Origin of the sequence: Pseudomonas sp. BF-R-26 (assembly GCF_019947395.1) — a bacterium.
In the GTDB taxonomy this organism is placed as follows: Bacteria; Pseudomonadota; Gammaproteobacteria; order Pseudomonadales; family Pseudomonadaceae; genus Aquipseudomonas; species Aquipseudomonas farris.
The window spans coordinates 204,183-222,497 of the sequence record NZ_JAGYGK010000013.1; the positions used below are offsets into that span (position 1 = coordinate 204,183).

Annotated in this window: 15 protein-coding genes; 8 read left to right on the forward strand and 7 right to left on the reverse strand. The window is 59.7% G+C overall.

Going from position 1 to position 18,315, the window contains the following annotated elements; genetic code table 11:
• Window positions 1-15: 15 nt before the first annotated feature.
• Entirely contained in the window at window positions 16-828 is an 813-nt protein-coding gene (gene mutM, locus KGB18_RS20755) for a bifunctional DNA-formamidopyrimidine glycosylase/DNA-(apurinic or apyrimidinic site) lyase (protein ID WP_123719709.1), read from the reverse strand.
• A 30-nt stretch (window positions 829-858) separates the two neighbouring features.
• A complete protein-coding gene (locus KGB18_RS20760) occupies window positions 859-1,671 on the reverse strand; it encodes an HDOD domain-containing protein (protein WP_187326387.1) in 813 nt (270 codons plus the stop codon).
• 255 nt (window positions 1,672-1,926) lie between these two features.
• On the opposite strand from KGB18_RS20760, the gene KGB18_RS20765 reads away from it, so the two are divergent.
• The 5 genes from KGB18_RS20765 (at window position 1,927) to ilvD (ending at window position 8,927) form a co-directional block, all read left to right on the forward strand.
• Window positions 1,927-3,123 (forward strand): class I SAM-dependent rRNA methyltransferase, encoded by a 1,197-nt coding sequence (locus KGB18_RS20765; RefSeq protein ID WP_007897847.1) that lies wholly within the window; start codon window positions 1,927-1,929, stop codon window positions 3,121-3,123.
• A gap of 438 nt (window positions 3,124-3,561) precedes the next feature.
• Window positions 3,562-4,641, forward strand: coding sequence for a SagB family peptide dehydrogenase (locus tag KGB18_RS20770; protein WP_223570396.1), 1,080 nt, complete (start codon window positions 3,562-3,564; stop codon window positions 4,639-4,641).
• Window positions 4,638-5,615: a diiron oxygenase gene (locus KGB18_RS20775; RefSeq protein WP_223570397.1), complete on the forward strand. Its 978-nt coding sequence runs from the start codon at window positions 4,638-4,640 to the stop codon at window positions 5,613-5,615. Before KGB18_RS20770 ends, KGB18_RS20775 begins: the two co-directional genes overlap by 4 nt.
• Window positions 5,608-6,828 (forward strand): MFS transporter, encoded by a 1,221-nt coding sequence (locus tag KGB18_RS20780; RefSeq protein WP_223570398.1) that lies wholly within the window; start codon window positions 5,608-5,610, stop codon window positions 6,826-6,828. Before KGB18_RS20775 ends, KGB18_RS20780 begins: the two co-directional genes overlap by 8 nt.
• 257 nt (window positions 6,829-7,085) lie before the next feature.
• Window positions 7,086-8,927, forward strand: coding sequence for a dihydroxy-acid dehydratase (ilvD, locus tag KGB18_RS20785; RefSeq protein ID WP_123719714.1), 1,842 nt, complete (start codon window positions 7,086-7,088; stop codon window positions 8,925-8,927).
• A 239-nt stretch (window positions 8,928-9,166) separates the two neighbouring features.
• Here the strand turns inward: ilvD and KGB18_RS20790 are convergent, their stop codons facing one another.
• Window positions 9,167-10,222 (reverse strand): haloacid dehalogenase-like hydrolase, encoded by a 1,056-nt coding sequence (locus tag KGB18_RS20790; RefSeq protein ID WP_223570399.1) that lies wholly within the window; start codon window positions 10,220-10,222, stop codon window positions 9,167-9,169.
• Between the two features lie 238 nt (window positions 10,223-10,460).
• On the opposite strand from KGB18_RS20790, the gene KGB18_RS20795 reads away from it, so the two are divergent.
• A complete protein-coding gene (locus KGB18_RS20795; RefSeq protein ID WP_223570400.1) occupies window positions 10,461-11,852 on the forward strand; it encodes an L-cystine transporter in 1,392 nt (463 codons plus the stop codon).
• Between the two features lie 119 nt (window positions 11,853-11,971).
• Here KGB18_RS20795 and KGB18_RS20800 read toward each other — a convergent pair whose 3' ends face one another.
• Entirely contained in the window at window positions 11,972-12,484 is a 513-nt protein-coding gene (locus tag KGB18_RS20800; protein ID WP_223570401.1) for a dihydrofolate reductase, read from the reverse strand.
• Window positions 12,485-12,569: 85 nt separating this feature from the next.
• Here KGB18_RS20800 and KGB18_RS20805 point away from each other — a divergent pair, with 85 nt between their 5' ends.
• Window positions 12,570-13,949, forward strand: a complete 1,380-nt coding sequence (locus KGB18_RS20805; RefSeq protein WP_223570402.1) for a DUF2868 domain-containing protein — start codon at window positions 12,570-12,572, stop codon at window positions 13,947-13,949.
• On the forward strand, window positions 13,942-15,306 hold the full coding sequence (locus tag KGB18_RS20810) for a GTPase/DUF3482 domain-containing protein (protein ID WP_123719720.1): 1,365 nt from the start codon (window positions 13,942-13,944) through the stop codon (window positions 15,304-15,306). Before KGB18_RS20805 ends, KGB18_RS20810 begins: the two co-directional genes overlap by 8 nt.
• 147 nt (window positions 15,307-15,453) lie before the next feature.
• Here KGB18_RS20810 and KGB18_RS20815 read toward each other — a convergent pair whose 3' ends face one another.
• The 3 genes from KGB18_RS20815 to KGB18_RS20825 all read right to left on the reverse strand — a co-directional run bounded on the left by KGB18_RS20815 (window position 15,454) and on the right by KGB18_RS20825 (window position 18,314).
• The gene (locus tag KGB18_RS20815; protein ID WP_223570403.1) at window positions 15,454-16,011 is read right to left on the reverse strand and encodes a phosphonate degradation HD-domain oxygenase; all 558 of its coding nucleotides are present in this window, start codon (window positions 16,009-16,011) and stop codon (window positions 15,454-15,456) included.
• Window positions 16,011-17,144 (reverse strand): TIGR03364 family FAD-dependent oxidoreductase, encoded by a 1,134-nt coding sequence (locus KGB18_RS20820; protein WP_223570404.1) that lies wholly within the window; start codon window positions 17,142-17,144, stop codon window positions 16,011-16,013. Before KGB18_RS20820 ends, KGB18_RS20815 begins: the two co-directional genes overlap by 1 nt.
• 144 nt (window positions 17,145-17,288) lie before the next feature.
• Window positions 17,289-18,314: a putative 2-aminoethylphosphonate ABC transporter substrate-binding protein gene (locus tag KGB18_RS20825; protein WP_123719723.1), complete on the reverse strand. Its 1,026-nt coding sequence runs from the start codon at window positions 18,312-18,314 to the stop codon at window positions 17,289-17,291.
• Between the last annotated feature and the right edge of the window lies 1 nt (window position 18,315).

Below are 18,315 nucleotides of genomic sequence, written 5' to 3' on the forward strand. Positions count from 1 at the left end.
AGACCGTAGCCGATATCAGCTCTGACAGCGCGGACAAAAGACGCTGGCGCGCTGCCCAAGCTTGACTTCCCGCAGCCCTGTGCCACAGACCTTGCAGTGCTCACCGCCACGGCCGTACACAAACAGTTCCTGCTGAAAATAGCCTGGTTGGCCGTCGCCGCCGATAAAGTCCCGCAACGTGGTGCCGCCACGCTCGATGGCGAGGGCCAGGATGCGCTTGATCTCGATCGCCAGCTTCAAATAGCGCCCCCGGGAAATGCTCTTGGCTTCACGGCGCGGGTCGATGCCGGCCGCAAACAACGCTTCGGTCGCGTAGATATTGCCGACGCCGACCACCACCGCGTTATCCATGATGAACGGCTTGACCGCCATGGAACGCCCGCGAGACTGCTGGAACAGCCGCTCGCCGTCAAACAGATCGGTCAACGGCTCCGGCCCGAGGCGAATCAGCAGTTCATGATTGAGCGGGTCCAGGCTCCAGAGCATCGCCCCAAACCGCCGCGGGTCGGTGTAGCGCAGGGCCAGGCCCGATTCCAGTTCAATGTCCACATGCTCATGCTTGGCCGCCGGCATGCCGGCCTCCACCAGCCGCAGATTCCCCGACATCCCCAAATGACTGATCAGCGTGCCGACTTCGGCGTTGATCAGCAGGTACTTGGCGCGCCGCTCCACCAGCACGATGCGCTGGCCGGACAGCCGCACATCCAGGTCTTCGGGGATCGGCCAGCGCAGACGGCGCTCACGCACGATTACCCGGCTGACGCGCTGGCCTTCCAGGTGCGGTGCAATTCCGCGGCGGGTGGTTTCGACTTCCGGCAGTTCAGGCATGGGGCTCTCGAATCAGGCGAGGTTCGACACTCAACGAGAGGCGAGGTCGCGAATCTCTTGTTTCTGGGTTTCGAAATCGTATTCCGATAGACCGATGTAATCGAGCACAAGAGGCCCGACACTGTTCCATTCATGGTCTTCAGACTGGTTGCCTAGCACCCGGAAGGAGGCGCAAATGTGCTCGGCCATCTTCAGGATCGCCAGCAAGTTTTTCAGCGGCGTGTTGCGCGACGATTCATCGCTGAAAATGGCCAGGGCGTTGTGATGGTTGGCAATGGCCTGAGTGACGTGTTCCGGCAGGCGCCAGGACTTGGCGGTGTAATACCCGACCACGGCGTGGTTGGTGTTGTATTTTTTGTTCTCGGTATCCACTACGCGGCATTCGGCGCTGGCATTGCCATAGGCCTGTTCCAGTACTTTCATGTAGTCGGGGAATTTCTTGAGCATCAACGGGATGCCGCAATCGTGGAACAGACCCAGCGCATAGGCTTCATCACCGGCCTGGACACCGACGCGCTTGGCCAAGGTCAAGCACGTCATCGCCACGTCCTGCGCCGTGTCCCAGAAACGGTTGAGGGTGACGATGGCGTCGTCGTTCAGCTCGCCCTTGATCGACTGCGCATTGATCAGGTTGATGATCGAACGGCTGCCCAACAGGTTCACTGCCCGCTGGATCGCGGTGATTTTGTTACTCAAACCGTAGTACGGCGAGTTGACGATTTTCAGCAAGGCGCCGGACAGGCCTGGGTCCTGGGAGATCAGCTTCGCGATCACTTCCAGGTCCGGGTCGGGCATGTATTGCTCCATCTGCAGATCCACCATGATCTGCGGCTGGGCTGGCACGCTGATGCCTTGCAGGGACTGTTGAATCTGTTCGGTCGTCAACTCTTGGGACATAAGTACACACTCCGGGTCAGGCGGGGATTCTAACCCTTAAAAAGATGGATCCGACAGTCAGTCAAGCGCATTCATGTGGGAGCAAGCCCGCTCCCACAGGTTCCGCACCTTACTGACTGCCCTCATCCGCGTTTCATCGACCACCAAACCCGCCACTCCCTCAACACGCTATACTCCCGCTCTTTTTTCCGGAGCGACGTCATGTCCCTGCCTAGCCTGCGCCTCAAAGCCAACGCCGACCGTCGCCTGCGAAACGGCCACCTGTGGGTCTACAGCAACGAAATCGATGTAGCCGCTACGCCTTTGCACGGTTTCAAGGCCGGCGACCAGGCGATCCTCGAAGCCGCCAGCGGCAAGCCGCTGGGCATCGTTGCCATGAGCCCGAACAACCTGATCTGCGCCCGCCTGCTGTCGCGCGACATCAAGTTGCCGCTGGACAAGTCGCTGCTGGTGCATCGCCTGAACGTTGCCCTGTCCCTGCGCGATCGCCTGTTCGACAAGCCGTTCTATCGCCTGGTCTACGGCGACTCCGACCTGCTGCCAGGCCTGGTGGTCGACCGTTTCGGCGACATCCTGGTAGTCCAGATCGCCTCGGCGACCATGGAAGCTCACAAAGATGACGTGATCGCGGCACTGACCCAAGTGCTCAAGCCAAGCGGCATTCTGTTCAAGAACGACTCCGCGGCCCGTGATGCCGAAGGCCTCAACCGCTACGTCGAAACCGTGTTCGGCCTGGTGCCGGAATGGGTTGCTCTGGAAGAGAACGGCGTGAAATTCGAAGCGCCAGTCATCCAGGGGCAGAAAACCGGCTGGTTCTACGACCACCGGATGAACCGCGCGCGTCTGGCACCTTACGCCAAAGGCAAACGCGTACTGGACTTGTACAGCTACATCGGCGGCTGGGGCGTTCAAGCGGCTGCCTTCGGCGCCAGTGAAGTGTTCTGCGTCGATGCTTCGGCCTTCGCCCTCGACGGCGTCGAGCGCAATGCCGCACTGAACGGCGTCGCCGAAAAAATGACCTGCATCGAAGGCGACGTGTTCGAAGCCCTGAAGGAACTGAAAGCCAGCGAAGAGCGTTTCGACGTTATCGTGGCCGACCCTCCTGCCTTCATCAAACGCAAGAAAGACATGAAAAACGGTGAAGGTGCTTACCGTCGCCTGAACGAGCAAGCCATGCGCCTGCTTAGCAAGGACGGCATCCTGGTCAGCGCTTCGTGCTCGATGCACCTGCCGGAAGACGATCTGCAGAACATTCTGCTGACCAGCGCCCGTCACCTGGACCGCAACATCCAGATGCTGGAGCGCGGCGGTCAGGGCCCGGATCACCCGGTACACCCGGCCATTGCCGAGACTCGCTACATCAAGAGCATCACCTGCCGTCTGCTGCCAAACAGCTGAGTACGCTGGTTTGACGGGGAGCCAACAGGCTCTCCGTCAGCCTTTTTAACGCCACACCATCCACTCTTCAGCCTCTGCTTCTTACTCTTGCAGTCCTACTGACTTGCAGGACGATTCCCTGCATCTTTTATTTAAGAGAATATAACTTACAAACTTGCTCCCACCCCCAGATCGCTCCGACAAAATTACTAGAATATTCCTACTTAATATCCCCTTGATAAGGGCTCATTACCGCCTATGATTGAATTGTCACCGCGAAGTGACACTCACTATCAATGACAAGGAGTCAAAAAACATGAAAGCAATTACTCTGGAAACAAACAAAATCGCCAACCTGGCTTTTCTGGTTGCGCCAAAAACCCGCTAAGTAAATGAAACGCTGGGGAGTGCCGGCTACCCAGCGTTTTCTATAGCCATGTCCAGAGCGAACCGCCCATCATGCAGATAAATCCATACCTGTTCATACTTCCCCGTACGCCCGGCCAAATAGTCTGGGATTACAAGAACCACAAACAATTTGAACTTAATCTGGAGTATTCAACCCGACTTGCACAACTTATCAGCAACCCCGAACTGTATAACGACAGCAGCATAGTAGACACTCAACTTCTGAACTCCGGAATACTCACCACATCAATACAAGACACTATTGAATGGGGCTGGGATGAATTGTCGAAAATATTCCATATCGGCACCAAGAACATTCCCTGCGAACATGTTCCTCAGAATATTCATGAATGGTCGAGACACTATCTGGACCATTGCGCCGAAGTCCTGGACGCACCCGCGCCGGACGCCAGGCTCACAGAACGCCAGGCACGCGAGCTGATTGCCCTGCCAAAACCGTCCCGCCTGCCGGAAGGCTCTCTTGCCAACACCCTGATCGGCCGAAAAACCTGCCGCACCTTCACGGATGAAGCGGTTTCACTGGAAGATGTCGGCACACTGTTTTACCTGTCCCTGGGCTACTTGCATGAGCGAGAAAATGACGTCGACGAAACCATTGTCGAAGGTCTCGGTGCCCGACGCAGCAGCCCGTCCGGCGGCGGGCTGAATGCCTGCGAAGGCTTTCTTCATGTACAAAACGTCAGCGGCCTGAAACCCGGGCTCTACGCCTACCATCCCACCGACCATGCACTGAGCTTCGTCAACCCGGCACCTGACTCGCCCCTGGGGCAGTTGCTGTGTGGCCAACATTTCATCAATAACCTGCCGGTGGGTCTGTTCATTACCGCTCGCTTCGACAAGTTGTGGTGGAAATATGAACACTCACGAGCCTACCGAATGGCCTTCGTGGAGGCGGGGCATATTTCCCAGACCTTTCAGCTGGTGGCCACTGCACTGGGGCTGAACACATGGCTGACCGGAGCACTGACGGACGATCAGGTCGAAACATTGCTGGGGCTCGAGAACAACGCAGAACAACCCTTGTTTTTTGTTGGCTGTGGCCACAGCGACGGACAAGTGATGTGCAAGGAATTGAAGGATCTGCTGAGCAGTCGGGAGCCGCAACAATGACCGCCCCCATCATTGCCCCGTCAGACCACCCCGTTTCCTGGGCTCTGCGTTTCACTCTCGGCGACTGGAATACCCGCGCATCGGTGCGAACCAGCGAGCATGACTATCTATTACCGCCAGACCTGGAACAGCAACTGGAAACACGTCACTGGTTTCCCCCTGGCTTGCTGGCTTACCTGAATCACCCGGCTATCAAAGCGCTAGGTCCAACCGTCATCCATCGGCTGTCGGCCAATCATCTGGTGTACTTCCTCGACTACACCACCGTGCTCGAACACCGCATCGTCAACCGTTCCGTGGAGACCATCATCCACGGTGAATTGAAGGTCAACATTCCCCCACGGATGAAGACCGCCGCGCTTCAGCTTTATACCGACGAGGGTTATCACGCCCTGTTTTCCAATAGCCTTGCCGAGCAGATTGCCGGGTTCTACGGGTTCAACCTGCGCCCGGTCATGCCGCAGCGCATCACGCGATTGAACACCCTGCTCGAGCGCACACCTGACCAACACCGGGCGCTGGCCTGGTTTCTTATCGGGTTTGTGTCGGAGACGATCATCGCCAGGGAACTGCTCGACGTCTGCCGTGACGACCTGGTGTCCAGCGTCCAGGCAATGCTCAGGGATCATCTGTCGGACGAGGCGCGCCACAGTCGCTATTTTTCTGAAGTGTTCCATTACCTGTGGCTGACGCTGAACAGCCGTCAACGCGCGTTCGCCGCCAGGCTGCTGCTGGACAGTATCCGGATTTTCTTTGAGGTCGATGAGCGGTGGATGCGGGAAAGCCTGCACAGCGCGGGTATCGGCGAGATCACCATCTCGGAAATTCTCGGTGAACTGACCAGTCCCCAAGCCGCCCTTCTGCGTGCGCGATCCGGCGCCGGGGCGACGCTTCAGGCTTTGAAAAAAGCCGGTTTCTTCGACCTGCCTTACAACCAGCAACTGTTCATGAAAGCAGGACTTATCGATGGATGAAAGACGATCTGCGCCAATCGTCAAACAACGTCGGGGGGCAGTCAGTCTGTTGCTGGCAATGGTGCTGCTTGGCGTGTTCCCGCTGGATGTCCTGCTTCCCTCGTTCCCCGCGCTGGCTGACCACTTTCGCAACACGCGCGCCGATATCGCGCTGTCGGTCAGTCTGTTTGCCGTCGGTATAGCGGCCTCTCAACTGCTGATCGGGCCGCTGTCGGATGTGATCGGGCGCAAAGGGCTGTTGCTCGCCGGAGTAACCGTTTCGATGCTGGGCGCAGTGGGCTGCATATTGACCACGGACTATGTCTACTTCCTGCTGTTCCGTGTCATTCAAGCCTTGGGCTGCGGGTGTTTCGTACTGTCACAAGCGCTGGTCCAGGATCTGTTCGAGGGTGAGGAACGTACCCGGTTACGGATCCTGATGGTCACCGCCAGCGGCATTTTCATCTCGGTCTCGCCGCTGGCCGGTACGTTCCTGCAAGCCACGCTGGGCTGGCAGGGCAGCTTCTGGGTGTTTATCGCACTGGCTGGTGTGGTACTGCTCAAAGCCTGTCTGTTTCTCGAAAACACCCGCCCGGCGGCAACTGGAGCCCGGCCGAATATCCTCCAGTCTTATGGTCGGGTCCTGCGTGATCCCGACTTCCTGCCCTACTGGTTGATTTCAGCCTTTGCTTTCGCCTGCCATTTTTCGTTCATCGTCATTTCGCCGCTGATTTTCATGGATCAACTCCAGCTATCGGCCTATGACTTCTCGCTGATTCTGTTGATATACGGCGGCGCCTACATTGTCGGCGGCATGGTGGCGACTCTCTTGGGTAAACGCATCAGTCCCGGTCATCAAATCATCAGCGGGCTGAGCCTGATCCTGCTGTCTGGCCTCATCATGCTTTACCTCGCGAGCCACTTTGCACTGTCCCCGATCACCGTCCTGGTACCGATGCTTATCTGCACCGCCGGCACCACCATCACTCGACCGGCCGCCAGTTCCAAAGCCATGAGCCTGTTCCCTGAAAATGCAGGAACCTCGGCGTCGGCCGGCAGCACGGTGACATTCATCTGCGGCGGATTGATCAGTGCGCTCATCAGCTTGAGCCCGGCCAACCTGCAATCCACTCTTGGATACAGCTTCATCATTTTGAGCAGCGTGGCGCTGGCGCTGAACAGTCGTATCAATCGCCGAGCCAAAAGCCCAAGAGCCGCCCCAAGCGTCGAATAACCTCGCCGATCGTCACCCCACACGCTCCATCAGCGCTGGTTCAACACTTTCCGGCATTCCCTCCTGACGCCAGCGGTGTAGAATCGCGAGATTCATCGCCATTCATCCCCCGGCGGGTTTATGAGCTCAAGCTGAAGCGCGCGGCGATCCCGCAAAGTTATCGGCAACTTCCGGACACACGGCCATTTCTGAGTGTTCCAGACGTCAATAGAAGCTCACTTCCCTTTTGATACCTGATTAGCCGCCCGGAGTGCTTCATGCCTGATTACCGCTCGAAAACATCCACCCACGGCCGCAACATGGCCGGTGCCCGCGCACTGTGGCGCGCCACGGGGATGAAAGATGACGACTTCAAGAAGCCGATCATCGCCATTGCCAACTCCTTTACCCAGTTCGTACCGGGCCATGTGCACCTCAAGGATCTGGGGCAACTGGTCGCTCGCGAAATCGAACGGGCCGGCGGCGTCGCCAAAGAATTCAACACCATCGCCGTGGATGACGGCATCGCCATGGGTCACGACGGCATGCTCTATTCGCTGCCGAGCCGCGAGATCATCGCCGACTCCGTCGAATACATGGTCAACGCCCACTGCGCCGATGCCATCGTCTGCATCTCCAACTGCGACAAGATCACCCCTGGCATGCTGATGGCCGCCCTGCGCCTGAACATCCCGGTGATCTTCGTGTCCGGCGGCCCGATGGAAGCCGGCAAGACCAAACTGGCCAGCCACGGTCTCGATCTGGTCGATGCCATGGTGATCGCCGCCGACTCCAGCGCATCCGACGAAAAAGTCGCCGAATACGAGCGTAGCGCCTGCCCGACGTGCGGCTCCTGCTCCGGCATGTTCACCGCCAACTCGATGAACTGCCTGGTTGAAGCCCTGGGCCTGGCATTGCCTGGCAACGGTTCGACCCTGGCCACCCACAGTGATCGCGAACAGCTGTTCCTGCAGGCCGGCCGCACCATCGTCGAGCTGTGCAAGCGTTACTACGGCGAGAACGATGAGTCGGTGTTGCCGCGCAACATCGCCAACTTCAAGGCGTTCGAAAACGCCATGACCCTGGACATCGCCATGGGCGGTTCCACCAACACCATCCTGCACTTGCTGGCCGCGGCCCAGGAAGCCGAGATCGATTTCGACCTGCGCGATATCGACCGTCTCTCCCGTCACGTACCGCAACTGTGCAAGGTCGCGCCGAACATCCAGAAGTACCACATGGAAGATGTGCACCGTGCCGGCGGGATCTTCAGCATCCTCGGTTCCCTGGCTCGTGGCGGTCTGTTGCACACCGACCTGCCGACCGTGCACAGCAAGTCCTTGGCTGAAGGCATCGCCAAGTGGGATATCACCCAGACCACCGACGAAGCCGTGCATCACTTCTTCAAGGCCGGCCCGGCGGGCATCCCGACGCAAACCGCATTCAGCCAGTCGACCCGTTGGGAAACCCTGGACGACGACCGTGAAAACGGCTGCATCCGCAGTGTCGAACACGCTTACTCGAAAGAAGGCGGCCTGGCCGTTCTGTACGGCAACATCGCTCTGGACGGCTGCGTGGTGAAAACCGCCGGCGTCGACGAGTCGATCCACGTCTTCGAAGGCAATGCGAAGATCTTCGAAAGCCAGGACAGCGCCGTACGCGGCATCCTCGCCGACGAAGTGAAGGCCGGCGACATCGTGATCATTCGTTACGAAGGCCCGAAAGGCGGCCCGGGCATGCAGGAAATGCTGTACCCGACGTCTTACCTGAAATCCAAAGGCCTGGGCAAAGCCTGCGCCTTGCTCACCGACGGCCGTTTCTCTGGCGGCACTTCGGGCCTGTCCATCGGCCACGCTTCGCCAGAAGCCGCTGCTGGCGGCGCGATCGGTCTGGTGCAGGATGGCGACAAGGTACTGATCGATATTCCGAACCGCTCGATCAACCTGTTGATCAGCGATGAAGAAATGGCCGCGCGTCGTGCCGAGCAGGACAAGAAAGGCTGGAAACCGGTGGAAGTGCGTCCACGTAAAGTGACCACTGCGCTGAAAGCCTATGCCCTGTTGGCCACCAGCGCCGACAAGGGTGCTGTACGTAACAAGGCGATGCTCGACGGGTTGTAAGCGTCAGTCGCAGAAACAAAAATGCCCCGCCAAGTGCGGGGCATTTTTTTGTTGAACACGGTTAAATGTGGGAGCGAGCCTGCTCGCGAAAGCGGTGTGTCATTCAACATTAATGGTGAATGCTATGGCCCCATCGCGGGCAAGCCCGCTCCCACAGGGATCTTCGGTGTTCATACAATCTACGTATTACCTCAGACCCTGTGGGAGCGAGGCTTGCCCGCGATGGGCGCGACTCGGTCTTACTGAATCTCTTCCGGTTTAACGATCACCCAGTTCTTGTCCGCCGTCACCGCCAACCCTTCTTTCGCCTGGGCTGCTGCGTTTTTGGCCATCATGCCGTTAATCTGGGTCATGTATTTGTCTTTGCGGTTCACCCACAAATGGATGCCGCCCTTGGACACGTCGACGCTGTGGAACAGCATGTAGCCATCGCTGGTCGGGGTATCGCCGCCCACCAGGACCGGTTTTTTCCATTCATCGATGTACGTCAGGATCGCCGACTGTTTCCCTGCCATCCAGGTGGCCGGGGTCCACAGGTACGGGGTCAGTTCGAGGCCCAGGTTGGCCTTCTCGTCATACTTGCCGGCAATGACCTGCTTGCGTGCCGTGGTCAACTCGCCGGTCTTGCGGTCCTTGAGCAGCAGGCTCACGCCGATCACGTTCTGCGGTTTGACGTTGTAGCCGTACTTCGGATCGGAGGCGACCATGCGCACCAATTCTTCAGAGGCGGCGGTCATCACATAGACCTCGATGCCGTTCTCCATCAGCTTGCTGTAGAGCTCTTTCTGACCGGTGAAGATTTTCGGCGGGTTGACGTCGATGGTCTTGACCACATCGCCTTCGTAATACGTGCTCGGCACCGGTTTGCCAGACGCCATCAGCTCATCGACGTTGCCCTTGAGCTCTTGAAGCGTGAAGCCGGAAAACACTTGGGCGACCCATGGATAGCAAACCATGTCGTCGATTTCGCAGAGGCGATAATAATAGCTGAACAGGCTTTCCTTATGGTCGGCCGTGTCCTTGAACGGGATCAGTTTCAGGGAGGGGTCAAGGCTCTCGCGGGTGATCAGGCCCTTGTTTTCCATGAACGGCAACAAGGACTCTTCGAGGTCATAGCGGTAACTGGTGTTGTCCATGTCGAACACCGCGAAGTTACCTTTGTTGGCATTGGCCGCGATCATCGCGTCCAGCGCCTTGGCCTGATCGGCTGGCCAGTGTTTCAGGTCAGTAGCGAACGCCTGGCCGGCAAGGCCCAAGCAGAGTACGGCAGCCAGAAATTTCGGTGCGAGCTTCATCTGCGTTTCTCCCTGATTCAAAGATATCGACGCTAACAAATCTGTATGACAGTCCCCGCCTGCCCGCGACCGCTTGCATCCTGATTCCGTCAGCGGCATTCCCCACAGCGTCAGCGGCTTATTCCAAAAACGACAGTCAACCGCTGTTTTTGATATTAAATCATTACAAATCAAGCTGTTAGGCTTGCCGGTTCGCAGCTGCCCCGGAATGCAGCTGGCACAAGTTATTGGAGCTTCTATGAATCTGCCGCTGATCCTCAATCTGCTGGTATTCCTCGCCTTGCTCTTTGGCCTGGCGCAAACCCGTCACACCACCTGGAGCCTGGCTAAAAAGGTTCTGCTGGCGCTGGTCCTGGGCGTGGTATTTGGTGTCGCTCTGCACACGATTTATGGTGCGGACAACCCGGTACTGAAAGCCTCGATCAGTTGGTTCGATCTGGTGGGCAACGGCTATGTGCAGTTGCTGCAAATGATCGTGATCCCGCTGGTGTTCGCCTCGATCCTCAGCGCCGTGGCGCGCCTGCACAACGCTTCGTCGCTGGGCAAGATCAGCTTCCTGACCATCGGCACGCTGCTGTTCACCACCGCTATCGCGGCGCTGATCGGCATCGGCCTGACCAACCTGTTCGGCCTCACCGCCGAAGGCCTGGTCGCCGGCACCCAGGAAATGGCTCGCCTGCAAACCATTCAGAGCGATTACGCGGGCAAGGTCGCGGACCTGAATGTGCCGCAGTTCCTGCTCTCGTTCATCCCGCAGAACCCGTTCGCCGACCTCGCTCGCGCCAAGCCGACTTCGATTATCAGCGTGGTGATTTTTGCTGCGTTCCTTGGGGTCGCGGCGCTGCAACTGCTCAAGGACGATGTCGAGAAAGGTCAGAAAGTGATCAACGCCATCGACACCTTGCAAGCCTGGGTGATGCGTTTGGTTCGCCTGGTGATGAAGCTGACGCCATACGGCGTATTGGCGCTGATGACCAAAGTGGTCGCCGACTCCAACCTGCAAGACATCATCAAGCTCGGCAGTTTCGTGGTGGTGTCCTACGTCGGCCTGGGCTTGATGTTTGTGGTGCATGGCCTGCTGGTGTCGGCGGCCGGGATCAACCCGCTGCGCTTCTTCCGCAAGATCTGGCCGGTGCTGACGTTTGCCTTCACCAGCCGCTCCAGCGCCGCCACCATTCCGCTGAGTATCGAAGCCCAGACCAGCCGTTTGGGTATTCCGCAGTCCATCGCCAGTTTCGCCGCCTCGTTTGGCGCGACCATTGGCCAGAACGGCTGTGCCGGTCTGTACCCGGCAATGTTGGCGGTGATGGTGGCGCCGACCGTGGGCATCAACCCGCTGGACCCGTTGTGGATCGCGACGTTGGTGGCGATTGTGACGCTGAGTTCAGCCGGTGTGGCCGGGGTCGGTGGCGGCGCGACCTTCGCCGCGTTGATCGTGCTCCCGGCCATGGGTTTGCCGGTGTCACTGGTGGCGTTGCTGATTTCGGTTGAGCCGCTGATTGATATGGGTCGTACGGCGTTGAACGTGAGTGGTTCGATCACGGCGGGTGCGATTACCAGCCAGATGATGCAGCAGACGGATAAAGAGTTGCTGGATGCGGATGAGCATGAGGCGTTGGCTCAGGCTTAAGACTTTCATCGTCTGAGCGGGCCTCTTCGCGGGCAAGCCCGCTCCCACAGGTTTTTTGGTGTTTACACAATTTGTGTTCCACCTTGATCACTGTGGGAGCGGGCTTGCCCGCGATGCTTTTAAGCTTTTTCCCACACCTCAAAGCTATACGCCGGTTTGTCGCCCTCCGCCGGATTCGGAACATTCGACACCAGCTTCCACTGGTTCAAATCAAATTCCGGAAACCACGCGTCCCCTTCCGGGCTCAGCGCCACGCGGGTCAGGTACAACCGATCGGCCTGCTCCAGACCTTGCGCATACAACTGCGCCCCGCCAATCAACATCACCTCATCGACGCCCTGCTCGTTCGCCCATTGCTGCGCGCGAACCACTGCTGCATCCAGCGACGGATAAACCTCCGCGCCTTCCAGCTGCAGATCCGCCTGACGGCTGACCACAATGTTCAACCGGCCAGGCAGCGGACGACCGAGGGAATCCCAGGTCTTGCGACCCATGATGATCGGCTTGCCGAGGGTGGTGGCCTTGAAGTATTTGAAGTCCCCCGGCAAGTGCCAGGGCATGCTGTTGTCGACGCCGATCACACGGTTTTCACCGAGGGCTGCGATCAGGCTGAGGGGGAGTGATTTAGTCATGTCGGCGAGGATACCAGAGCCTCCCTTACCCCGATAAGCGTCACAGCGGTTATGCTCACCGCTCAATTAAGCGACGGGAAGCCGCGTGACTGAACTGACTCCACTGCAAAACCTCTGGCTGAGCGAAACCGTGCGCCTGCGTGAAGAACACGCGGGCCCCTTGGACGATCTGGAAGCCAACCGAATCGCCCGTAGCGCCGGCGGCGACCTGCCGACGCGTATTCAACGCCGCGCCCTGTGGCTGGCCGAGCGCGACGGACAGACCCACGCCCTCAAACATTGGCTGCAAGGCGCGCGACTGGCGCTGATCGTGCTGGCCATTCTGGCCGTGATCAGCGGCACCGGCCTGGCGTTTGCCGCGCTGGGCGACGGCCAAACCCCGGTCAATGTATTCTGGACGTTGGGCAGCCTGCTCGGGCTGAACCTGATTCTATTGCTGAGCTGGGCCCTGGGCCTGGTGTTCGCCGGTGAACAAGGTGCCGCCCTCGGACGCTTGTGGCTGTGGCTCAGTGAAAAACTCGCCCGAGATGCCAACGCCGCACAACTGGCGCCGGCCTTGCTGCTATTGCTGCAACGGCAGAAACTCAATCGTTGGGCGCTGGGCGTGCTGGTCAACGGATTGTGGTTGCTGGCGATGCTCAGCGCCTTGGTGATGGTACTGACACTGATGGCGACCCGGCGCTATGGCTTCGTCTGGGAGACCACCATTCTCGGCGGCGATACCTTCGTCGCCATGACCCAAGCCCTCGGCGCCCTGCCGGCCTCGCTCGGTTTCAGTGTGCCCAGCGTGGAGATGATCCGCGCCAGCGGCGATGCCGCGCTGAACATCGAAAGCGCCCGCCAGGCCTGGGCGGCGTGGCTGGTTGGGGTGCTGTTGGTGTACGGCGTTTTGCCGCGATTGTTGCTCGCATTGTTCTGCCTGTGGCGCTGGAAAACCGGCCAAGCAGCGCTGCATCTGGATTTGAACCTGCCCGGCTACGCCCAACTGCGCGAACGACTGATGCCCACCAGCGAACGCCTGGGCATCAGCGATGCCGCGCCAGAACAACTTCATCGGGTTGAAAACACTGCCAGCGACCTGCAAAGCGATGGCGCGCTGTTGGTAGCTATCGAGCTAGACGACCAACGCCCCTGGCCGCCGCAATTGCCGAAAAACGTCAACAACGCCGGCATCCTCGACAGCCGTGAATCCCGGCACAAACTGCTCGAACAGCTGAGTCGTTTTCCACCGGCCCGTCTGGCCATCGCCTGCGACCCACGGCGCTCGCCGGACCGTGGCAGCCTGGCGCTGATTGCCGAACTGGCTCGCAACGCCAGTGCCACCCGCGTGTGGTTGTTGCAAGCACCGCCCGGGGAAGCGCTGGATGCCGAACGCCTGGGCGACTGGCATGTCGCGCTACAACAACTGGACCTGCCATTCGCCGATTGCGCGCCGTTGAACTGGCTGGAGACGGGTCATGACTAATCCATTGAAGCTCGCCGTGGTCGGCCACACCAATGTTGGCAAAACCTCGTTGCTGCGAACGCTGACGCGAGACGTCGGCTTCGGCGAAGTGTCCCACCGTCCCAGCACCACTCGCCACGTCGAAGGCGCGCGATTGTCGGTAGACGGCGAGCCATTGCTTGATCTCTTCGACACTCCGGGCCTGGAAGACGCCATCGCCCTGCTCGACTACCTCGAACGCCTGGAACGGCCCGGTGAACGCCTCGACGGCCCAGCGCGACTGGCGCGTTTTCTGGAAGGTAGCGAAGCCCGGCAGCGCTTCGAACAGGAAGCCAAAGTGCTGCGGCAACTGCTCGCCTCGGACGCCGGCCTTTATGTGATCGACGCCCGGGAACCGGTGCTGGCCAAGTACCGCGACGAACTGGAAGTGTTGGCCAGTTGCGGTAAACCGCTACTGCCAGTGCTGAATTTTGTCAGCAGCGCCCAACATCGCGAACCTGATTGGCGTGAAGCCCTGGCACGATTGGGCTTGCATGCATTGGTGCGTTTCGACAGCGTCGCACCACCGGAAGATGGCGAGCGTCGACTCTATGAAAGCCTCGCACTGCTGCTGGAAAACTCCCGCGAACAACTGGAGCGTTTGATTGCCGACCAGCAAGCCCAACGCCTGGCCCGTCAGCAAAGTGCAGCGCGGCTGATTGCCGATTTATTGATCGATTGCGCCGCCTGCCGCCGCAGTGTGGTCAGCGAGGCGGCGCAGGAACAGCAAGCGATCAGCGAACTGCGCAAAGCCGTGCGTCAGCGCGAACAACGCTGCGTCGAGGCCTTGCTCAAGCTCTATGCCTTCCGCCCGCAAGATGCGGCGGCCAGTGACTTGCCGTTGCTCGATGGCCGCTGGGGCGATGACCTGTTCAACCCGGAAACCCTGAAACAGCTCGGTGTGCGGGTCGGCGGCGGTATCGCGGCCGGTGCGGCGGCCGGGGCCGGGGTTGATTTGCTGGTGGGCGGCCTGACCCTCGGCGCGGCGGCACTGGCCGGAGCGATTGCCGGCGGCGCCCTGCAAACCGCCCGCAGTTACGGCAGCCGCCTGCTGGGCAAGATCAAAGGGCAGCGAGAGCTGACTGTCGACGACGGCGTGCTACGGCTGTTGGCGTTGCGCCAGCGGCAATTGCTGCAGGCTCTGAATTCCCGCGGCCACGCGGCGATGGACAGCATTCAGGTCGCCACGCCGCAGGACAAAACCTGGCGCGAAGGCAAACTGCCCGAAGCGCTGAACAAGGCGCGGGCGCATCCGCAGTGGTCGTCGCTGAATCCGAATTCGAAGTTGAGTCAGGGGGAGCGGCAGGAGCAGGTTGATGTGTTGGCGCAACAACTTTAAAGACCCGCGATCTGCGGTGTCAGATCTGGCCTCATCGCGGGCAAGCCCGCTCCCACAGGGATCTTCGGTGTTCATACAATTTCTGTATCACCCGAGACCTTGTGGGAGCGGGCTTGCCCGCGATGGGCGCGACTCGATTGTGATGCTTTACTCAGCCAACAGCCGCAACGCCTTTTCCTTCAAGATGCCCAGATCCATCACCGGCACCCACGTCTCCTTGGCCGACTCATCCCACTGACGCATCCGCAAACTGACCGCACACAACGGATCCTGCTCGAACGCCTCAGCCTCGGCAGCCGTCATCACCCCGCCCTGATACTCAAGCGTCCGCCGACTGGCTTCGCTCAAGCGCTCGTAGTACCCGGGCTCTTTGAGCGTCAGATAACGCTTGGCCTGAACGTGGTACTCCACCAGCCGCGCCAGGCGTTCGCTGAAGCCGGCGCGACGCAAGTAATCCGCCCCCAGTCGCTCGTGGCTGACTATCCCAAAATCACCCATGTTCTCAGCACCCTCGGCGCAGATATGCCCGATGTCATGAAAGAACGCCGCCAGCACCACTTCATCATCGAACCCCTCGGACATCGCCAGTTCCGCCGCCTGAGACATGTGCTCGACCTGCGACACCGGTTCACCGATGTAATCGTTGTCGCCAAAACGCTCGTACAGACCGAACACCTCGGCGATCACTTGCTCATGGCGGTCCATCAACTGTCTCCCAATAAGGTCGCAACATTACGCTCGGCCATCGCCGGCCCGACGCTCATGCCGACACCGGTGTGCATCAGCGCCACGCTCACGCCTGGCATCGGACGCAAAAAGGAGAACGGCCCCGGTCCGCGTGAACCATAGACGCCCTGCCAGCGTTCGACCACTTGCACCTTGCAGCCCAACGTCTGCTCGGCCAGTTCAATCATCCAGTCATCCACCTGCTCGGCATTGAACGGTGATGGATCGCTGCCGTAATGGTGGGAGTCACCGATGATCAACTCACCGTAAGGCGTCGGGCTGATCAGCAGGTGAATGCCGTTTTCATGCAGATGGGGGGTGTCGCGCAAAATCTGCGCCTGTACCGCTGCGGCTTCCGGCAGATCGGCGAAGGCGCCGTAGTGCACGCAACTCAGGCCGGTAAGCAGCGCGTGTTGCAGGTTGAGGTTGATCTGCGGTCGGGCGCGAAGCATTTGCAGGCGGCAGATTTGCGGATTCAGCTCGGCAATCGGCTCGGCCAGCAGCGTTTGATAATCGTGGCCGGAGCAGACGATGATCTGCCCGGCGCTGAAGGCGCCGGCGGTGCTGTGCAAGCGCCCCGGCTCGGTGTCGCGCACCAGCGTGGAGAAGTGAAACTCGACGCCTAACTCACGGCGCAGGTAGTCGATCAACGCCGGAATTGCTTCGCGGGAATACAGCTGCTGGTCGTCCATGCCGTGCAACGCGGCACGGTGATGGCTGAACTGGCCGCCGTATAAATCGCGCAATGCCGCACCGCGCAGTAGGTCGACGCGGTAACCGTGCTCCATGGCGCGGCCGGCGCAGAAGGCTTCCAGCAGGTGCTCTTCCGCTTCGCTGCGGGCGAACAAGTATGAGCCGTTGCGCTTGAGTTGCAGGCCCGCCAGTTGTGCCCATTGGCCCCAGATGTCGCGGCTGGCCTTGGCCAGTTCAAGCATTGGGCCCGGGGGTTGGCCGGTGACCAGTGCCTGACCGAAGTTGCGCACCGAAGCGCCCAAAGGCGTGGCGCTACGTTCGAAGACTTTGACCTTGAGGCCGCGTCTGGCGGCGGCATAGGCGTGGGACAGGCCGAGAATGCCGGCGCCTACGATCAGCATGTCGTTGTGGTGAGTCATGGAGATTTGTTCCTGAATTCGAGACCGCCATCGCGGGCAAGCCCGCTCCCACAAGGTCCGTGGCGCTCACAAAATCTGTGTCCGCCATAAATCCCTGTGGGAGCGGGCTTGCCCGCGATGGGGCCCTGTCAGCTAATAAAGAATTTACTTGGCAGCCACTTTCTCGGACTTGCCGTCATAACGCTTGCGCCATTCGGTGAGGATCTCGTCGCGATTCTTCGACGCCCAGGCAAAGTCGTTCTTGATCAGACGCTGCTCATAATCCGCCGGCAGCTCTGTCTGCGGCTTGGCGATACCCGGTTGCGCGAGCACTGCGAAGTTCTCTTTATAGAGCTCCATCGCCGCCGGGCTTGCAGAGAAGTCAGCCAGCTTCTTCGCCGCGTCTTCGTGTGGTGTGCCTTTGATCACGGCGGTGGCTTCGATCTCCCAGCCCAGGCCTTCTTTCGGCAGGATGATGTCCAGCGGCGCGCCCTGGCGCTTCAGCTGAACGGCCGGGTATTCGAAGGAAATACCGATCGGGAATTCGCCGGCGGCGGCGAGTTTGCACGGCTTGGAACCGGAGTGAACGTACTGGCCGATGTTCTGGTGCAAGTCGTCCATGTACTGCCAGCCCTGCTTCTCGCCGAAGGTTTGCAGCCAGGCGCTGACGTCGAGGAAACCGGTGCCGGACGAGGCAGGATTGGGCATGACGATCTTGCCTTTGTACTCAGGCTTGGTCAGGTCCTGCCAGCTCACGGGTTTGCTCAAACCCTGCTTTTCGGCCTCGACGGTGTTGAAGCAAATGGTCGCCGCCCAGACGTCCATGCCGACCCAGGCTGGCGGGTTGGCCGCGTCGCGATAGTTGCCGCCGATCTTGCCCAGATCCTTCGGTGCGTAGCTTTGCAGCATCCCTTGCTGATCGAGAATCGCCAGGCTCGAGGCTGCCAGGCCCCACACCGCGTCAGCTTGCGGACGGGCTTTTTCGGCCAGGAGTTTGGCGGTGATGATGCCGGTGGAATCGCGCACCCACTTGATCTCGACGTCCGGGTTGGCCTTTTCAAAGGCCTCTTTGTAGGTCTTCAGTTGTTCGGCTTCGAGGGCGGTGTACACCGTCAACTCGGTTTTCGCCGCAAAGGCGTTCAGGCTGAAAGCGGTGAGGACAGCAGCGGCCAGGGCCAAAGGCTTGAACATG